The 18,070-nt window shown below is 72.3% G+C and carries 13 protein-coding genes; 4 read left to right on the plus strand and 9 right to left on the minus strand.

Features of this window, described 5'->3' with window-relative positions; genetic code table 11:
• Positions 1–13: 13 nt before the first annotated feature.
• From OG470_RS05270 to OG470_RS05280, 3 genes are all read right to left on the minus strand, one after another.
• Positions 14–2,653 (minus strand): DUF1565 domain-containing protein, encoded by a 2,640-nt coding sequence (locus tag OG470_RS05270; RefSeq protein ID WP_328421334.1) that lies wholly within the window; start codon positions 2,651–2,653, stop codon positions 14–16.
• 151 nt (positions 2,654–2,804) lie between these two features.
• Positions 2,805–5,345 carry a right-handed parallel beta-helix repeat-containing protein gene (locus OG470_RS05275; RefSeq protein WP_328421336.1) on the minus strand — a complete coding sequence of 847 codons (2,541 nt, stop codon included), beginning with the start codon at positions 5,343–5,345 and terminating at the stop codon, positions 2,805–2,807.
• A gap of 225 nt (positions 5,346–5,570) precedes the next feature.
• Complete coding sequence (locus tag OG470_RS05280) at positions 5,571–6,044, minus strand: hypothetical protein (RefSeq protein ID WP_328421338.1); 474 nt, start codon at positions 6,042–6,044, stop codon at positions 5,571–5,573.
• Positions 6,045–6,128: 84 nt separating this feature from the next.
• Between OG470_RS05280 and OG470_RS05285 the strand changes: the two genes are divergently transcribed.
• Entirely contained in the window at positions 6,129–7,412 is a 1,284-nt protein-coding gene (locus OG470_RS05285) for an MFS transporter (protein WP_328421340.1), read from the plus strand.
• 469 nt (positions 7,413–7,881) lie between these two features.
• Here the strand turns inward: OG470_RS05285 and OG470_RS05290 are convergent, their stop codons facing one another.
• The 3 genes from OG470_RS05290 to OG470_RS05300 all read right to left on the minus strand — a co-directional run bounded on the left by OG470_RS05290 (position 7,882) and on the right by OG470_RS05300 (position 11,336).
• Positions 7,882–9,588 (minus strand): bifunctional metallophosphatase/5'-nucleotidase, encoded by a 1,707-nt coding sequence (locus OG470_RS05290; protein ID WP_328421342.1) that lies wholly within the window; start codon positions 9,586–9,588, stop codon positions 7,882–7,884.
• A 288-nt stretch (positions 9,589–9,876) separates the two neighbouring features.
• On the minus strand, positions 9,877–10,545 hold the full coding sequence (locus tag OG470_RS05295; protein WP_328421344.1) for a histone deacetylase: 669 nt from the start codon (positions 10,543–10,545) through the stop codon (positions 9,877–9,879).
• An 11-nt stretch (positions 10,546–10,556) separates the two neighbouring features.
• Positions 10,557–11,336, minus strand: coding sequence for a phosphodiesterase (locus OG470_RS05300; protein ID WP_328421346.1), 780 nt, complete (start codon positions 11,334–11,336; stop codon positions 10,557–10,559).
• A 197-nt stretch (positions 11,337–11,533) separates the two neighbouring features.
• Between OG470_RS05300 and OG470_RS05305 the strand changes: the two genes are divergently transcribed.
• Positions 11,534–12,955 carry a GGDEF domain-containing protein gene (locus tag OG470_RS05305; protein WP_328421348.1) on the plus strand — a complete coding sequence of 474 codons (1,422 nt, stop codon included), beginning with the start codon at positions 11,534–11,536 and terminating at the stop codon, positions 12,953–12,955.
• Between the two features lie 32 nt (positions 12,956–12,987).
• Here OG470_RS05305 and OG470_RS05310 read toward each other — a convergent pair whose 3' ends face one another.
• Together OG470_RS05310 and OG470_RS05315 are read right to left on the minus strand one after the other, a co-directional pair.
• Positions 12,988–14,046: an aspartate-semialdehyde dehydrogenase gene (locus OG470_RS05310; RefSeq protein ID WP_328421350.1), complete on the minus strand. Its 1,059-nt coding sequence runs from the start codon at positions 14,044–14,046 to the stop codon at positions 12,988–12,990.
• Between the two features lie 5 nt (positions 14,047–14,051).
• Complete coding sequence (locus OG470_RS05315) at positions 14,052–15,317, minus strand: aspartate kinase (protein WP_252417410.1); 1,266 nt, start codon at positions 15,315–15,317, stop codon at positions 14,052–14,054.
• Positions 15,318–15,585: 268 nt separating this feature from the next.
• Between OG470_RS05315 and OG470_RS05320 the strand changes: the two genes are divergently transcribed.
• Both OG470_RS05320 and OG470_RS05325 read left to right on the plus strand, forming a co-directional pair.
• A complete protein-coding gene (locus OG470_RS05320; protein ID WP_328421353.1) occupies positions 15,586–16,374 on the plus strand; it encodes a hypothetical protein in 789 nt (262 codons plus the stop codon).
• An 83-nt stretch (positions 16,375–16,457) separates the two neighbouring features.
• Positions 16,458–16,997 (plus strand): nitroreductase family protein, encoded by a 540-nt coding sequence (locus OG470_RS05325; RefSeq protein WP_328421355.1) that lies wholly within the window; start codon positions 16,458–16,460, stop codon positions 16,995–16,997.
• A 13-nt stretch (positions 16,998–17,010) separates the two neighbouring features.
• Here OG470_RS05325 and OG470_RS05330 read toward each other — a convergent pair whose 3' ends face one another.
• The gene (locus OG470_RS05330; protein ID WP_328421357.1) at positions 17,011–18,003 is read right to left on the minus strand and encodes an ArsR/SmtB family transcription factor; all 993 of its coding nucleotides are present in this window, start codon (positions 18,001–18,003) and stop codon (positions 17,011–17,013) included.
• Positions 18,004–18,070 lie beyond the last annotated feature (67 nt).

Below are 18,070 nucleotides of genomic sequence, written 5' to 3' on the forward strand. Positions count from 1 at the left end.
CGGGGTACGCAGATCAGGGCGCGCCGGCGATGAAGTGTCCGGCCTGGTCGACGATCATGTGGGTGTAGCCCGAGCTGTTGTTGAACAGCACCACGGCCCCGTCCTCACCGACGCCCACGATGGCATGGTTGGCGGCGGTCTCACCGGCGACGTAGTTGACGTTCGAGGCGGTCGGCTGGTCCGATCCGTTCGGGTGGGCGGTGAGCACGCCGGCCTTGGTCGGTGCGGTGACGGTCAGGTTCGCCACCAGTGCCGTCGGCTGCGGCGCTTTCTTGTCGCCCAACGGGTCGAGGAACGGCACGGGCAACCCCGCCGAGGTGTACGGCGTGTGCGGCCACCCCTCGCCGGCGGCCCCCCGGCTGTCGTACATCCGGCGCGGGCCGAACGGCACGAAGACGTCGGTGGCACCACCACCGAACCAGCCGGCGAGGTCGGCCACCACGTGCGTACGGCCGGAGCTGACGTTCTGGATGGCCACCTTGCCGTTGACCACCGGCACCATGACGAGGTTGGGGATGGTCTGCCCGGCGACGAAGTTCAGGTTCGACGCCACCGGCACCGCTGTGCCGTACGGGTGGACGGTGAGCACCCCGCTGGTCGTCGGCGCGGTCACGGTCACGTTGAGCACGGCGGCCGTGGCGCCCGCCGGGATCCGCCCGGTCAGGTCGAGCGTCCGCCCGGTGTGGGGGGCGAACGCGGAGTTGCCTGCGCTGCGGGTGTCCAGCACCCGCAGCGGAGCGATCGACCGGAAGCCGGAGCCGCTGGCCGAGTAGTAGCCCTGCAGGTCGGCGACGACGTGCACCGTACCGCTGGCGGTGTTGCGCACGCGCAGGTTGCCGTTGGACATCGGCACGGTGACCAGGTTCGGCACCGTCTCACCGGCCACGAAATTGACGTTGGACGCTTCGGGCAGGGTGGTGCCGTCCGGGTAGACCCGCAGGAATCCGGCGGTGGTCGGCGCGGTGACGGTCACGTTCAGCACCATGGCGCTGATGTCCGCCGCCGGCACCCCGTTGATCTGCGGCAGCGCCAGCACGACCTCGGTGTTCGCCGGGATCGGCACGGTGCCCGGCACCCCGATAGCCGCGCGGGTGTCCAGCACCCGCTGCGGTGGTAGGGGGGTGTAGGCGGCACCGACCACGGTGCAGGTGACGACCGGGCTCCCGTACGTCCTCCGGAAGTCGTTGAAGCTCACGTGGTGGGTCTCGCAGGCCTTGCCGGCCCGGTGGAAGTGGTGGTCCTCCGGCCCGATCCGACCGATCCGGCGGAACGGCTCGTCACTCCAACTGCGGGACACCTTGCCCACCGGGCCGTCCGTGGGCCAGGCGGCGGTGACCGAGAGGCCGACGGTCGCGTCCAGGGGTGAGCCACCGGCCTTGCGGTGGACTGGAAGCTCCTGGACTGTCATCGGTCCCTGGGCCTCGACCGCGCCCCGGTCGTGGTAGCCGGAGCCGGTGCCGGTGTTGGGCGTCTCCGGGCTGTCCGTGTGCGGGTTGTCCAGCAAGTCGGTGTGGGAGACGCCCTCGGCCGTGGCGTCGGCCGAGTCGACGGCTGGGGAGTTCCGGGCGATCTCGTAGTACGGCCGCTCGTACGCCTGGGTCGCCATCAGCCAGGGGACCGCGGCGATGTCGTGAACGCCCTGACCGGTGGCGGCGACGAACTCCGGCAGGCTGGTGTACTCGGTGGCATCCCAGCGGTAGAGCGGGCCGCCACTGCCTGGCTCGATCAGGTTGTAGTCCGCCACGGTCTGCGGAACACTGCCGGCCGAGACGGCGATGGCGGTCGCCTCCGATGGCACCTCGCACGCCACGGCATCATTGAGGGCACCGGTGGCGGTCTCAAGGATGTTGTTCCGGATCGACACGCCCGGCGAGGTGCCGGTGACGTCCACCGCCAGTGTGCAGTCGGTGGCCAGGGTGTTGCCGACGATCTTCGTGCCCGGCGCGTCCCGCACCGTGATCCCGCTCTGGGTGAAGGTGCTGGCGGTGACCAGCGCGCCGGTCACTCCCGGGTCCACCAGCAGCCCACTGCCCGGCCCGAAGTAGCTGCGGCTCACCGTGACGTCCTGCGCCGCGCCGGTAATCCGGATCGCGCCCGGGGCGTCGTACTCGGAGGCGACCAGCCGGTCGAGGGTGATTCGCGCGGACCCGTTGACGAGGACGGCCTCGGCCGTCCCCTCGCCTGCAGTCAGGAAACCCTCGAGGACCACATCGTGGATGCCGGTGAGGGTGAAGGCGCTCTCGTTGCCATTGGCACCGCGTCGTTTGCCGACCTTGACCGCAGTGGTGCTGAGGCCCGGCCCGTTGACCGCCCTGAACGTGATCGGAGCGCCCTCCGTGCCGGATCGGGTGAGCGTCACCGACTCCCGGTATTCCCCGGGCTGCACCAGGACGGTCTGGCCGGGTCCGGCCACCGCCGCAGCCTGGGTGATGGTGCAGAAGGGCGCCGTCAGGCTGCCGTCGCCGCCGGCCACGCAGCCGGACTTGCTGACGTAGAACTCGGCTCCGACGGCAGCCGGCAACGGTGCGATAGCGGGCACCGGCGCCGCGACAGAGGCCCCAGGCGCCGCCGCCGCGGGCGCCGCCGGGCCGACCAGGCCGGTGCCACCGATCAGCGGTACGAGCGCGAGCCGCGCCAGTCCAGAAATCCTCATCAACCATCCCTGATGAAAGTGGATCTTCAAATGCGACGAGAGCTTATACCGACGCCCACCGATGCCCGACCCGCCGATCGGATGAACCACCGCACCGGTCGACCGGGTACGGACCGGCCGGCCACCGATGCGATGGCCGGCCGGACGACGGTCAGGACGCGGCGGCGATGAAGTAACCCGACTGATCGACGATGACGTGGGACGTACCCCCGCTGTTGTGGAAAATGTCGACGCCGGAGCCCACGGCGACCAAGGCGGCGTTCGACGCGGTCTCACCCGCGACGAAGTTGACATTCGAGGCGGTGGGCCGCTGCCCGCCGCCGGGATGAAGGGTGAGCACGCCCGCCGTGGTCGGTGCGGTAACGGTCACGTTGCCCACCAGCGCGGTCGGGGTCGGGCAGGCCGGCGCGCAGACCACGCCGCTCTGGAACGGCGCGAACCGGACGGTCTCCCGGGCGGCGAGTGGAGCCGGCGCGCGGCCGGGCAGCCCGATGCTGTACCGGGTGTCGACGATCCGCGTCGGCGTGATCGGCACGAACGTCTGGGTGGCGTCCGGGCTGAACCAGCCGGCCAGGTCCGCGACCACGTGTGTGGTGCCGGAGCTGTTGTTGAAGATGTTGACCCGGCCGTTCACCACCGGCACGGTGACCAGGTTGGGGATGGTCTGCCTGGCGACGAAGTTGAGGTTCGACGCGGTTGGTGCCGCCGAGCCGTACGGGAAGACCGTGAGCACCCCGCTCGTGGTCGGAGCGGTGACCGTCACGGAGAGCACGGCCGCCTTCGCGCTGGCGGGCAATCGCCCGGACAGGTCGAGCGGGCGGATGCCCTTGGCCGGGATCGGCGCGCCAGCTCCCTCCCGGGTGTCGAGCACCCGCGTCGGCGACACCGACGCGAAGCCGGACCCGGTCGCGGCGTAGAAGCCCTGGAGGTCGGCGACCAGGTGGACGGTGCCCGAGCTGGTGTTGTCGAAGAGGGCGGACCCGTCGAGGACGGGCACGGTGACCTGGTTCGGCACCGTCTCCCCGCTCACGAAGTTGATGCTGGACGAGGTGCTCCAGCCGCCGCTCGGGTAGACGCTGATGAAACCCGAGGCGCTTGGCTGGGTCACCGTCACGTTGAGCACGACCGCGCTGATGTCCGTCCCGGGAATCCCGGCGATGCTGCCGATCGGAAGCTCGACCGTTCCGTTCGCGGCGACCGGTCGGGTGTCGGGCACACCGATCCGGGATCGGGTATCCAGGACCCGGGTCGGCGCCACCGGTATGTAGCGTGCACCGACCTGGGTGCAGATCCGTTCGTCGTACGAGGTGGGCAGCCGGAAGTCGGTCTGAGAGGTCTGCACCCGGACGCAGACTTCGCCGGCTCGCCGCAGCGTGTACTCCGCCGTGGCGGAGTCGGTCACCCGCCAGAACGGCTCGCCGTGGTGGTGGTAGGCGTACAGGGTCCGCTCCCGCTCGACCGGCCAGACGGAGTGCGTGCCCGACCGGGCGACCACGTCGAGGGTGCCGCCGCCAACCTTGCGCTCGACACGTAGCGGGTCCTGAGTGACGGCACCCCGTGCCTCCACCGCTCCCCGATCGCGGTATCCGCTGCCGGTGCCGATGTTCGGCATGGCCGGATCGTCGGTGTAGGACCCGTCGAGCATGTCGGTGTCCAGGGCGCCGGGGGCGTTCGCCTCGGCGGAGTCCCGGGCGGGAGACCCGTCCCCGGTCACCAGGTAGTGACGGTCCACGCCGGTCGCCCAGGTGAGCTTCGGGTCGGCCGCCAGGTCGTGGGCGGCCTGCCCGGTCGCCGCGACGAATGCGGCGAGGGTGGGGTAGTCGGTGCCCGCCCAGGAGTAGGGCGCCCCTCCGCCGAGCGGGTCGATCAGGTTGTAGTCGGTGCTGGTCCCCGCCACCGACTCGGCGGACACCCGGATGCCGGTGGCGTTCGCCGGAGTGAGGCAGCGACCGCGCAGGCGAGCCGTGACGACGATGTTGTTGCGAATCGTGGCACCCGGTGAACTGCCAGCCAGCTGGATGCCGTACCTGCAGTCGACGTGGATCGTGTTGCCCGTGATCGTGAGGCGGGGAGCGTTCGCCGCGGCCAGGCCGGAGTTGTCGAGCTGGTTGGCGGTGATCACCGTGTCGGTGACGCCTGACTCAACGGACACCGAAGGGCCCTGCCAGGTGCGGACGAAGCTTCGGCTGACGGTCACCCGGCTCGACGTGCCGCTGATCCGCACTCCGTTGGGACCGGAACTGCCGGTGTAGATGGTGACCTTGTCGAGGCGGACCCGGTGGGAGTCCCGCACTGTGACGGCGTCGGCGACGTTGGCCCCGAAGACGACCAGGCCCTCCACCGTCACGTCGTGCACGCCGGTGAGGTCCAGGATGGTCCCGGTGATGGCACCGGTGGCGTATCTGCCGACCCGCACCATCTCCGAGTTGACATTGACCGCGCGGAAGGTGATCGGCGCGGACTCAGTGCCGGATCGGGTGAACCGGACGTTCTCCTGGTATTCCCCCGGGTGCACCAGGACCGTCTGGCCCGGGCCGGCCACCGCAGCCGCCTCCGATATGGTGCAGAACGGTCGCTTCACGCTGCCGTCACCGCTGCCCTGGCACCACAGCTCGCTGACGTGCAGTTCACCTGCGACCGCCGAGGCGGTGACCGGCGCGGGCGCCGCCGAGGCGGGCGCTGCGGGCCCCACCAGGGCCGCACCCCCCGTCAGTGGTACGAGTGCGAGGCGTGCCCACCGTCGGATGTCCATCAAGCGCCCCCGTGACAATCCCATCCACCGATTTCACTGAGCGTATCCGTGACAGGTCCAATGCGGACAGCGTCGATCGGCCGTTAACCTGCGCCGATCAGCCCACTGGATGGTTCACCCGGGCCGCCTCAACGGCACCTGGCGGGATCGTTAGGCCGGAGCGTCTCAGTCGTGCCGTTCAGTGCGCTCGATCTCGGCGAACGCCGCGCTCAGGTATGCGTCGACCTGCCGAGCCGTGCCCGCGAGCAGGTCGACCACGAGCAGCGGGGCGTGCCGGGCGACCGCAACCGGGTCGGGCGGGAAGTCGTCCTCGCCCGGGTCGTACACACCGAGCGCCCCGGCCAGCAGAACCAGCACGACGTGCGGATCGACGTCCGGTCGCCACGGGGCTGCCGAGCGGACACACCGCGCCAGCACCTGCCGGATGTCGTCGCCGTCCAGCCCGTCCGGGTGGGTCTCCTCCAACAGCAGCCGCACCACGGCGCCGAGGACCAGACCCGAACGCTCGGCGGCGGCGAGCCGCGTGGTCGCCACCTCGTACGCCTCGCTGTCCTGGGCCTTCGCGGCCTCGACCGCGTCGCTGGCGGCGCCGGCGATCTCGCGGGCCGATGCGGGCAGGTGTCGCCAGGTCACGCTCACCGGGCCAGCATGGCAGAGCACACCGACAGCCCTCGCCGCGGTAAACGGTTCGCGATCGTCACACCCGGCGAACAGAATGCCGGAATGTTGCGTCGCGCCCTACCTCGCCGTTCGGAAGCTCGCCGACTCCTCATCGGCACCCTGCTGTCGGCGATCGGGCGCGGCCTGACCCTGCCGTTCCTGTTCATCTACCTGACCGACGTACGCGGGCTCACCGACACCCGTGCCGGGCTGGTGATCGGCTGGTACGGCGCGGTCACCCTGGCCCTGTCGCCGCTGGGCGGGACACTGATCGACCGGTTCGGCGCCCGCCGGGTGGTGGTGCCGTGCCTGCTGATCGAGGCGGTCGGCACCGGCTCACTGGCGCTGGTCAACTCGACCGGCTCGGCCCTGCTGGTGATGACGGTGGTCGCCATCGGCAGCTCGGCCATCTGGTCCGGGCAGAACACCATCCTCGCCTCGCTGACCGACGACGACGAACGGCAGCGCGTCTTCGGGCTGAACTTCGCCCTGCTCAACCTCGGCATCGGTATCGGCGGCATGACCTCCGGCGCGATCGTCGACACGGCCCGACCCGGCACCTTCGAGACGGTCTACGTGCTCGACGCGGTGAGCTACCTGATGCCGGCGCTGATCCTGCTCACCCTGCCCGGCGTCGGCCACCGACTCGGCCATCGTCGGACCGGCGACGAGCCATCGCCCGGCGGCTACCTGACCGTGCTCCGCGACCGCCCGTTCCGCCGGCTGGTGATCTTCGGGCTGGTCCTCACCACCTGCGGGTACGCCCAGATCGAGGTGGGCTTCGCCGCGTACGCCGTGCGGGTCGTCGAGGTGACGCCCCAGGTGGTCGCCTGGGCACTCGCGGCCAACACGGTGATGATCGTGCTCGCCCAACTCCTGGTGATCCGCCGGATCGAGGGGCGCAGTCGCACCGGTGCGCTCGTCGTGGTCGGGGCGGTGTTCGCTGCCGCCTGGCTGGTCCTCGGCGCCGGCGGCCTGGTCAGCACCGGAAACGCCGTGGTGGCCGCCCTGTGCGTGGTGGCCTGCTCGGCGATCTTCGGCTTCGGCGAGACGATGCTGTCGCCGGTGATGCCCGCGCTGACCAACGCGCTGGCCACCGATGAGCTGCGCGGGCGGTACAACGCGATGAGTTCGATGATCTTCGGGATCAGTGGCGTGATCGGCCCGGTGACCGCCGGCCCACTCATGGGCGCCGCCGACGGCAGGGTCTGGGTGGCGACGGTGGTCGGCGGCTGCCTGGTCGCCTCGCTGATCGCGCTCTCGCTGCGCCGACTGCTCACCGCCGCCCAGGACGGCCGAGCGACGACCGCACCGACCGCACCCGTCCCAGCCGCCGCCCACGCCTGACCCCGCCCGCGCTAAGCCGCCGCCACGCTAAGCCGGGGCCACGCCACGCCGTGCCGGCGGCGCGCCACGCCGCGCCACGCCGCGCCACGCCACGCCACGCCACGCCACGCAAGATCGTGCTCGATCCAGGATGTAGTGGCGTCGGTGCGCCGGGAGGCCACTACATCCTGGATCGAGCGTGATCATGCCGCCGCTGGCGGCCGGGAACAGCGCGCACGGTGCGCGGCGGGGCGCGCCGGGCACGGCGGGGCGCGGTGTGCGCGGTGGGGCGCGGTGTGCGCGGTGGTGCGCGGTGTGCGCGGTGGGGCGCGGTGTGCGGCAGGCGCGGCGGGCACGGTGTGCGGCAGGCGCGGCGGGCGCGTGGTGTGCGCGCTGTACGCGGTGTGCGCCCGGCGGGCGCGGTGTGCGCCGGAGACGGGTCGGGCCCCGGAGCGGATGCTCCGGGGCCCGATCGTCACGAGGTCGCCCGTCAGGCGGCGGGGACCTCGGCGGTGGTGCGGATCCGGTCCAGCGTCGGCGCGGAGACCGGCGACTGCGCGGTCAGGTACGCCACGAACGCGTCCAGGTCGATCTGCCCGGTGACCAGGTTCGTCCCGCCGGTGAGGGCACTGAACCCGTCACCGCCGCCGGCCAGGAAGTTGTTCACCGTCACCCGGTAGGTGGCGGCGGTGTCGACCGCGGTGCCGCCGAGGGTGAGGCTGCCCCGGACCACCCGGGTGCCCGCGCACGGGTCAGCCACGGTGCCGGTGGTGCCGTTCGGGTCGACCACGTAACCGACGGTCGAGGACGGGTACAGCGTCCGGCCGGTGACGAACTGCTGCTCCAAGACGCAGTAGAGCTGCGCACCGGTCAGGTCCAGCGTCACCAGGTTGTTGGCGAACGGCTGCACCGTGAACGCCTCCTCGTAGGTGACCAGGCCGGCGTCGAGGTCGGCCCGTACCCCGCCCGGGTTCATGAAGGCGGCGACGGCGCCCTGCTCGTCGTCGGTGGCGGCGAACTGCGCGTCGGCGATCAGGTTGCCCAGCGGGGACTCGCCCAGACTCGTACCGAAGAGGGTTTCCTGGCTCCGGGTGATCGCCTGGGTGGTCTCGCCGACCTGGCGGCCGGCGACCGGGCCGAGCACGGTCTTATACCGGTTGATCAGGGCGGTCTGCTTCGGGTCCTTGGCCACGTCCCGGCTGACCACGACGTTCTCCGCGGCGGCGGAGAGCACGTCCCCGGTCCGACGGTCGATCTTGAGGTCGATGTCGGTGACCAGGCGACCGAACGAGCTGGCGCTGGTGACCAGCTTGCCGTTGATGTCGCAGTTGTACGCCTGGTGGGTGTGCCCGCTGACCACCACGTCGATCGACGGGTCCATCCGGTTGGTGATGTCCACGATGGGCCCGGTCATGCCGACGCAGTCGTTGATGCCGCCGGTCGCGGCCTGGGTGCCGCCCTCGTGCAGCAGCACGACGATCGCCTCCACACCCTGGCGGCGCAACTCGCGGGCGTACCGGTTGGCGGTAACCGCCTCGTCGGCGAAGGTGAGGCCGGCGACGCCCTGCTGGCTGACGATCTCCGGGGTGCCCTCCAGGGTCATCCCGATGAAGCCGACCTTGACGCCCTGCACCTTGTGGATCGCGTACGGCGCCATCAGCGGCTTGCCGGTCGCGGTCTTGAAGGCGTTCGCGGACAGGTACTGGAACCCGGCGCCCTGGTACGGGGTGCCGTCGGCGCAGCCGTCCACCGGGTGGCAGCCGCCGTTCTGGATCCGCAGCAGCTCGGCGGCGCCCTCGTCGAACTCGTGGTTGCCGACGCTGGCGTAGTCCAGCCCGGCCATGCTCAGCGCCTCGATGGTCGGCTCGTCGTGGAACGCGGCGGAGAGCAGCGGCGACGCGCCGATCAGGTCACCGGCGGCGACGGTGATCGTGTTCTTCTTCTTGGCGGCGGCGCGCAGCTCGGCCAGGTGGGTCGACAGGAACTCGACACCGCCCGCGGCCTGCCCGGCGATGGTGCCGCTGGACCCGCTCGGGGGTTCGAGGTTGCCGTGGAAGTCGTTGAGGGCGAGCAGGGTGACGTCGACCGGCTTCGGCCTCGCATCGGCCTGCTCGGGGCTGGTGGCGACCGCGCCGAACGCGGCCACCGCGAGTGCGGTCAGGCCGACGGCGGCCCGACGCATCCCGGGGATGGACATGAAACTCCTCATGAGAATCGGCGCGTGCGGTGCCCGGACTGTGGGTCGACCGGGCCGCCGACCGACGCCGTCGGAAGGATCGATCGCGGATGCCGGCGGTTGGGATCGCCGCCCGCCTGGACAGCCTCTCATCCGGACGCCGACCGGTCGACCCGGCAGCACGTCAGTGCTGCGAATATGGCCGGGCGGTCGGATGACGCCGACGTGACCGACGGTTGACCGCACGTCGCCGGACGTCGCTGTCGCCCGGGTCCAGACAGGAGGGGACAGCCGGCGTGGCCCGGGGTGTCAGTCGACGGCGAGCGCCTCGGTGACCAGCGTCGTGACGGCGTCGGGCGGCCAGCCGTCCGCGACCCCGGGGCGCTGCGCCAGGTAGCTGGCGATCCGTCCGGCCGGCCAGCCGTGCGACTCGCGCAACCCTCGGGCGATCATGCTGAGGTAGACCGGCGCGGGCGGCCGGCACCGCTCGGCGGACGCCGGTTCCGGGGCGGTGAAGGTGAGCATCGGCAGCCCGGTGTGCTGGCCCGGGCAGACCAGCGTCTCGTAGCGCCCGGGGCCGAGCGTGGCCCGTCCCTCGGCGACGGCCGCATCGATCGCCGCGCCGGTCGCCGGGACCAGGTCGGCCGTGTCACCCGTTGGCCGGTACATCTCCTGCGCCGCGATGTCGGTGAACTGCTCGACGGTGACCAGGTAGGCGCGGGCCGCGGCCACGCCCGGTAGCTGCGGGTCGTAGAAGGCCATGCCGCCGGTCCAGGCACCGGACTCGCCGGCGAAGTAGATCCCGCCGGGCAGCGACACCGGCACCGATCGGCTCGGTGGGCGGGGGTCCCGGCAGCCCGGGTACGTCCGTCGCCCGCCGGGCGGGCAGCCGCCGCCGATGTACCACGCCAACCGGGCGGCGTGCATGTTCGAGCCGTACGCGACGTACCAGACCAGCCGCTCTTCGGTGTCGACCACGACGGGCGCCCTCAGAAGCCGCAGGTCTGGCCTGCGGAGTGGCTGACCTGGACCGTGTGCGTCACGCAACCGCCCGACTCGACCAGGTGTAGCAGGAAGGCGGTCGGCTCGGCGACCCAGCCGATCTGCTCGTCGGCGCTCATGGTGAGCGTGCTCTGCCGCCAGGTGCTGGGTGCCACGGTGAGCACCGTGCCGGCGTACCCCGTGGTGACCGGGCGGTGCAGGTGCCCGGCGGCGACGCGTACGACGTGCCGGTGCCGGCCGATCACCTCGGCGAGCGCGTCGGAGTCGGCGAGCCGGATGGCGTCGGCCACCGGGATGCCGACCGCGACCGGCGGGTGGTGCAGGCAGACCACGGCGGGCACCTCGGGCCGGCCGGCCAGCACGCCGTCGAGCCAGCCGAGCTGCTCCTCGCCAAGTTGGCCGGCGTCGCTGCCGGGGATGAGCGAGTCGAGCACCACGACGGTCGCCGCCTCGTGGTCCACGTGGTAGTACGCGGAGAACCCGCCGCCGAGCCAGGGTGTGCCGCCGAAGGCGTCGAGCAGCGACTCCCGGTCGTCGTGGTTGCCGGTGACCAGATGTACCGGCAGCGGGAACCGGCCGATCAGCTCGCGCAGCGCGGCGTACTCGTCGGGCCGGCCGTGGTCGACCAGGTCACCGGTGATCACCACGCAGCCCGGTCGGGGCCGCAGCGCCAGCACGCGGCCGAGCGCGCGGTGCAGGCCCGCGGCCGGTTCGGCGGCGAGTAGGCCGGTGGTCAGATGCGGGTCACTGAGCTGGGCGATGAGCACGTGCCGCCTCCTCGGTGCGGGAGTTTCCACGCTATCGGCGATGGATGCCTCCCGGGGTCCCGCGCCCACAGGCTGCGTCCACAGCCTGTGGATAGCACATGTGTACGAAGCCCGGCCGACGCCCGGATCACCCTGGGTACGCTTGATCTCACGGCTCGGCGCCGGCCGACCCCTCCCCTACCTGGAACGACGTGCGAGTGGATCATGAGCAAGTCATCCGTGACGTCTCCGTCCGCCTGCCGATGGCGTCGAGCACGCCGGAGGCCTGTCGGTGGACGGTCAACGCGCTGGCCCACCACACCCCGGCGACCATCTCCGTGCTGCTGGAGGTCCACGACCGGCTGCGCTGCGTCGCGGCGACCGGCGCCTGGCAGGTCTTCGCCACCGTGCCGACGCGGACCGGGATCGTCGGCCGGGTGTACGCCACCGCCACCACCGCCGTCGTCCCGGATGTCACCGCCGATCCGGACTATCTGCCGGTACGCCCCGACGTGACCGCAGAGCTGTGCGTGCCGGTGCTGGACCCGGCGGGCCGGGCGATCGGCGTCCTCGACCTGCAGTGGAGCGAGCCCGTCGACCTGGAGCCGTGGCGGCAGACCGCCCAGCGACTGGCCGCCCGGCTCGGCGCGAGGATCGTCGCGCTCGGTGGCCCGCCAGCGGAGAGTCCCAGCGAGAAGCTGCTCCGGCACGCCGCCGCACTCTCCTCAGCGCCGACCGAGGGGGCCGTGTTGGGCGCGGCGACCTGCGCCGCCCGGGAGGTCTCGATGCTCTCCACGGCGGTGCTGCTGATCGCCGGCCCGGAGGGCGCCGAGATCGGGCCGCCGCCGCTGGTCCCCGGCGAGCTGGAGACCCGGATCCGGGCCGAGCTGACCGAGGCGACTCCGGCCGCGCTCGACCGGATGGTCGACCGGGCGCACCGGTACGGCGCGGGATACACGCTGGGCGAGGCGGAGCACCCACCGACCGCGGACTACCGGCCGCTGACCCGGGCCGGGGTGCGCACACTGATCGCCGTACCGGTCGGACCGTCGGACGCTGGCGGGGTGCTGCTGGTCGCCGACGAGCGGTTGCTGCGCCCGGACCCGACCACGGTCAGTCTGATGGAACTGCTCGCCGGGCAGGCCTGGACCAACCTGGACCGGCTGCGCACGCTGGCGCGGCTGCGGGAGCAGGCCAGCTCCGACCCGCTGACCGGGTTGCGGCACACCGGCCCGTTCGGGCAGCGGATCGCGGCGGCCACCCCGGGGCGTACGGCCCTGCTGGCGATCGACGTGGACGGCTTCAAGATCGTCAACGACACGTACGGCCACCAGGCCGGCGACCGGGTGCTGGTCGGGCTGGCCCGGGCGTTGGAGGGGGCGCTGCGGCACGGTGACGAGCTGTACCGGATCGGCGGCGACGAGTTCGTCGCGGTGATCGAGGTGAGCCGCCCGGAGGAGGCGGTCCGGATCGCCGAGCGGCTGACCGAGGCGGCCCGGCGCACCGGCCGCACGATCAGCGTGGGCGTCGCGCTGCCCCACCCCGGCGAGTCCCCCGACCGCACCCTCCGCCGCGCCGACCAGGCCCTCTACGCCGTGAAACGCCAGGGTCGAGACGGCGTCCACCTGTCCGCCGCCTGACCCCCGACCCCTCGCCCAGGGGGCGAGGGAGGTTACTGGGTCAGGTCCTTGGCCAGGAGTTCGCCGATCTGGGCGGTGTTGAGGGCGGCGCCCTTGCGGAGGTTGTCGCCGGTGATGAAGAGGTCCAGGGCGCGCGGGTCGTCGAGGGCGCGGCGGATCCGGCCGACCCAGGACGGGTCCGTGCCGACCGCGTCGATCGGCATCGGGAACTCTCCCGCGGCCGGGTCGTCGACCAGGATCACTCCGGGGGCGTTGCGCAGCGCCTCGCGGGCGCCCTCGGCGTCCACCTCGGTGGCGAAGACCGCGTGTACGGCCACCGAGTGGCCGGTCACCACCGGCACCCGCACGCAGGTGGCGGAGACCTTGAGGTCGGGCAGGCCGAGGATCTTCCGCGACTCGTTGCGGACCTTCATCTCCTCCGACGACCAGCCGCCGTCGGCCGGCGAGCCGGCCCAGGGCACCACGTTGAGCGCCAGCGGCGCCGGGAACGGGCCCAGGTCGTCGCCGACCGCCTGCCGGACGTCGCCGGTCCGCGAGCCGAGCAACCGGTCCCCGGCGACCTTGGTGAGCTGGTCGTGCAGGATGTCGACGCCGGCCTGGCCGGACCCGGAGACCGCCTGGTACGAGGCGAGCACCAACTCCCGCAGGCCGTACTCACGGTGCAGTGGGGCGACCGCGATGATCATCGTGAGGGTGGTGCAGTTGGCGTTCGCGATGATGCCCCGGGGCCGGTTACGGACCTGCTCCGGGTTGATCTCCGGGACCACCAGCGGGACGTCCCGGTCCATCCGGAAGGCGCCGGAGTTGTCCACCGCGATCGCGCCGCGGGCGACGGCGATCGGCGCCCACTCGGCGGAGACCTCGTCGGGTACGTCGAACATCGCCACGTCGACGCCGTCGAACGCCTCCGGGGTCAGCGCCTGGACGACGAGATCCTCACCCCGGCAGCGCACCCGCCGCCCGACGGAGCGCTCGGAGGCGAGCAGGCGGATCTCACCCCAGACGTTGCGACGCCCGGTGAGCAGCTCACACATCACGGTGCCGACGGCACCGGTCGCTCCGACCACTGCGAGGGTGGGCAGCGCCGTCATCGGCGCTACCTACCCGTCCCCGCGTAGACCACGGCTTCGGTGTCGCCGCCCAGCTCGAACGCGTCGTGGATGGCGCGGACGGCGGCGTCCAGGTCGGTGTCCCGGCAGACCACGGAGACCCGGATCTCGGAGGTGGAGATCATCTCGATGTTGACCCCGGCCGCGCCGAGCGCGGCGAAGAAGCCGGCGGCCACGCCGGGGTGCGAGCGCATGCCGGCACCGATCAGCGAGACCTTGCCGACGTGGTCGTCGTAGAGCAGGCCCTTGAACTTGACCGACTCCTGGATCTTGCTGAGCGCGGCCATCGCGGTCGGGCCGTCGGTCTTGGGCAGGGTGAACGAGATGTCGGTCCGGCCGGTGCCCTCGGTGGAGACGTTCTGCACGATCATGTCGATGTTGATCTCGGCGCCGGCGACGGTGTCGAAGATCCGCGCGGCGGCGCCCGGCTCGTCGGGCACGCCGACGATCGTGATCTTGGCCTCGCTGCGGTCGTGCGCAACGCCGGTGATCAGTGCCTGCTCCACGGAAAGGTCCTCCATCGATCCGGTGACCATCGTGCCGGTGTTGGTCGAGTATGACGAACGGACGTGGATCGGCAACCCCGCCCGGCGGGCGTACTCCACGCTACGCAGGTGCAGCACCTTCGCGCCGCACGCGGCCAGCTCCAGCATCTCCTCGTAGGTGATCTGCCGGATGTGCCGGGCGTTGGGGACGATCCGCGGGTCTGCGGTGAAGATGCCGTCGACGTCGGTGTAGATCTCGCAGACATCGGCGTGCAGCGCGGCGGCGAGCGCCACGGCCGTGGTGTCCGAACCGCCCCGGCCCAGCGTGGTGACGTCCTTGGTGTCCTGCGAGACGCCCTGGAAGCCGGCCACGATGACCACCGACCCCTCGTCGAGCGCGCCCTTGAGCCGCCCGGGGGTGACGTCGATGATCCGCGCCCGGCCGTGCACCGAGGTGGTGATCACGCCGGCCTGCGAGCCGGTGAACGAGCGGGCCTCGTACCCCAGGTTGTGGATGGCCATGGCCAGCAGCGCCATGGAGATCCGCTCCCCGGCGGTGAGCAGCATATCCAGCTCACGGCCCGGCGGCAGCGGGCTGACCTGGTTGGCCAGGTCGAGCAGCTCGTCGGTGCTGTCCCCCATCGCGGAGACCACCACCACCACGTCGTCGCCGGCCTTGCGGGCGGCGACGATGCGCTCGGCCACCCGCTTGATGCGCTCGGCGTTGGCGACGGAGGACCCGCCGTACTTCTGCACCACGAGTGCCACGACGGTGCACTCCCTCCCAGCGACCCTGAGCGTGCCGACGCCGCCGGAACCGGGGCCGGCGGCGCGTGTCAAACCACTTGAGGGTATCCGGCGCGTCGCGGCGGCGGGTCGGGTGATCCCATCATCCGGCCCGCGCGCGCCACGGGCGGGGCGGCCGCCCCGCCTCACCAGGTCGGGCGGTACGCCGGCGCGATCCCGCCCGACACGCCGGGGCGAGCCGCGTGCGCGCCGGCACCCGCCGCCCGCCCGCACCCACCAGAATGGGCCGGTGCCCGTCCTCATCCGCTCGGCCGGCCGTGTGCTCGGGCCGCTCGCGCTCGCCCTGCCGGCGCTCCTGGTCGCCTGCACCAGCGAGCAGCCTCCAACCCCGCCACCGACCGATCCCGGGCCGGTCGAGGTGGCCGCCGCCCGCGACGAGTTGGCCGCGCTGGCCGCGGCGGCCCAGGACCGCCATCTGGTGGCGCAGTACGCGTTCAGCCGGGCCGGTCAACCGGACCGCATGATCGTGTTCACCAGCGCGAACGACGGCAGCTGGCGGGTCGACGTGCCGGGTGGCGCGCTGGGCGGCACCGCTGATGTCTCGCTGGCCGCCACCGCCGACGGGTTGTTCCAGTGCGCCCTGCCGTCGGCCGGCCAGCCGAACCCGGCCCGCTGCGTACGCCTCGGCGAGCGCGACGACGCCCTGCCGCGCCGGCTGGATCCCCGGGTCCAGCACCCGCTCACCGACTGGCTGGACGTGCTCACCGACCGCCGCGCGCCGCTCGCCGTCGCTCCGGCCGACCCGCCCAAGGGGCTCACCGGCACCTGCTACTCGGTGGACTCCACCTCCGCCTCGCTCAACGCCCCGCTGGACGTCGGCATCTACTGCTACGACCGGGACGGCACACCGACCGGCGTCCGGACGGAGACCGGCACGCTGAAGCTGGCCGCCCCGCCCGGCCCGGCGCCGGCCACCGTGCAGCTGGCCGGCCCGGTGGTGGTGGACGAGGAACCGCTGGACACCGCGGCTCCGCCGACACCCGACCCGACCGGTAGCCCGGGCGCGGGAACGCCCTGATCTTCGTCCCGTTACGGGTGCTCTTGCCCACATTTGGCGAGCCCCTCCTGAGGGGCGAATCTCCCATAAAGGACGATGCTCGTATGGCCGACCTCACCCCGCTACTCGCCTACCGCTGGAGCCCGCTGGCGTTCGACCCGACCGAGGTACTGAGTCGGGCGGAGGCGGCCTCACTGCTGGAGGCGGCCCGCTGGGCACCCTCGCTGGGCAACCGTCAGCCCTGGCGGTTCACTCTCGGTCACCGCGATGACGAGACCTGGAAGCGGATCCTGGTCAACCTCTCCGAGCGCGACCAGCGCTGGGCCCACCGGGCCGCCGCGCTGCTGCTCGCCGCGCACGTCGACAACGACGCCGCACCGGCGGACGGGGTCGCCTACGACCTGGGACAGGCGGTCGCCCACCTCAGCGTGCAGGCCACCGCGCTCGGGCTGCACGTACGCCAGGTCCTCACCGTCGATCGCGCCGGGCTCGCCGCCGACCTGCACCTGCCCGCCGACGTGCGGCCGTACGCGGTGGTCGCCGTCGGGCAACTCGGCGACCCGCTCAGCCTCCCGGCCGACCTGGTCGCCGAGGAGACCGGCCTGCGGCACCGCCGACCGCTGGCCGACCTGCTGCTCCGCTGATCGACCGCCGGAGCTACCCGCCCCGGCTGGCGCGCAGCAGGACCGTCGCGGCCTCGGTGTTGCGGTAGAGAACGTGCCGGCCCTGTCGAGACCGGTGGACCAGGCCGGCGGCATGCAGCGCGGCCAGGTGCTGGGAGACGTTTCCGGCGGACATCCCGGTGAGTCGGGCCAGGTCGGTGGTGGTGGTCGCCGCGTCAAGCAGGTTCAGCAGTGCGGCCCGGCCGGGGCCGATCACCCGTGCGAGCGGGTCGCCGGGAGGCGGCGCGGTCGCCTCCCAGAGCGTCCCGACCGCCCGGACCGGGTACGCCCCGGCCGGCAACGAATCCTCCAACAGGTTCCACAGCACCCGCCGGTTGGTGAACACGCCCGGATTCAGCGCCAACCCACGACCGCGCAGGTCGAAGTCCCGCTCGAACGGGTCGTCGCTGACCACCCGGTCGCCAAGCCAGCGCAGGCTCGGGTGGAGCTGCTCGAACAACCGCCCGGCACCGCCCTCGGCGAGTTGCGCGGCCCGGTACGCCACGTCGGCGTCGAGCAGCGCGCGCATCCGCGGCCAGGCCGGGGCGATCGCCTCGTCGTACCAGACCCGCACCGCGTCGACGAGCTCCGGCAGCAGCCCACGAGGGTCGGTGAGCAGCGCCCGCCCGAACGGACTCAGCGGCCGGCGCGGAGTGGTCGCCAGCAGATCCTGAACCACCACGTCCGGCGGCGTCGCCGCGATCTGATCGAGCTGCTCGGCCATCTCCACGTTCGGTCGGGCCGCCGGGGTGAGGAAGTCGGGCAGCCAGCAACCCCGCTGGGTCAGCTCCAGCAGCGGTCGGACCCGGGAGGCAACCTCGGGAGAACGCAGAGTCACCCGGGCCCGGTCGATCCACGGCAGGTGCACCGCGTAGCGGACCGGGTCGGCCAGTGCCCACATGCTCATGACCGTCTCGTTGGCCGGCGACACGGCAAGCCGCACTCCCGCCACGTCGGCCAGGCTGAACCGCAACTCAGACACACGCACCCCCGGAGCAGGATTCGGTTGAGCCTAAAAGACTCGACCGCCGTCATGGGGGCACGCTTCACTCACC

Source organism: Micromonospora sp. NBC_00389 (assembly GCF_036059255.1).
In the GTDB taxonomy this organism is placed as follows: Bacteria; Actinomycetota; Actinomycetes; order Mycobacteriales; family Micromonosporaceae; genus Micromonospora.

Coding starts and splice junctions, on each gene's coding strand:
- OG470_RS05270 (WP_328421334.1), bottom strand. CDS start 2,653: ATGAGGATTTCTGGACTGGCGCGGCTCGCGCTCGTACCGCTGATCGGT.
- OG470_RS05285 (WP_328421340.1), top strand. CDS start 6,129: ATGTTGCGTCGCGCCCTACCTCGCCGTTCGGAAGCTCGCCGACTCCTC.
- OG470_RS05325 (WP_328421355.1), top strand. CDS start 16,458: ATGGCCGACCTCACCCCGCTACTCGCCTACCGCTGGAGCCCGCTGGCG.
- OG470_RS05310 (WP_328421350.1), bottom strand. CDS start 14,046: ATGACGGCGCTGCCCACCCTCGCAGTGGTCGGAGCGACCGGTGCCGTC.
- OG470_RS05290 (WP_328421342.1), bottom strand. CDS start 9,588: ATGTCCATCCCCGGGATGCGTCGGGCCGCCGTCGGCCTGACCGCACTC.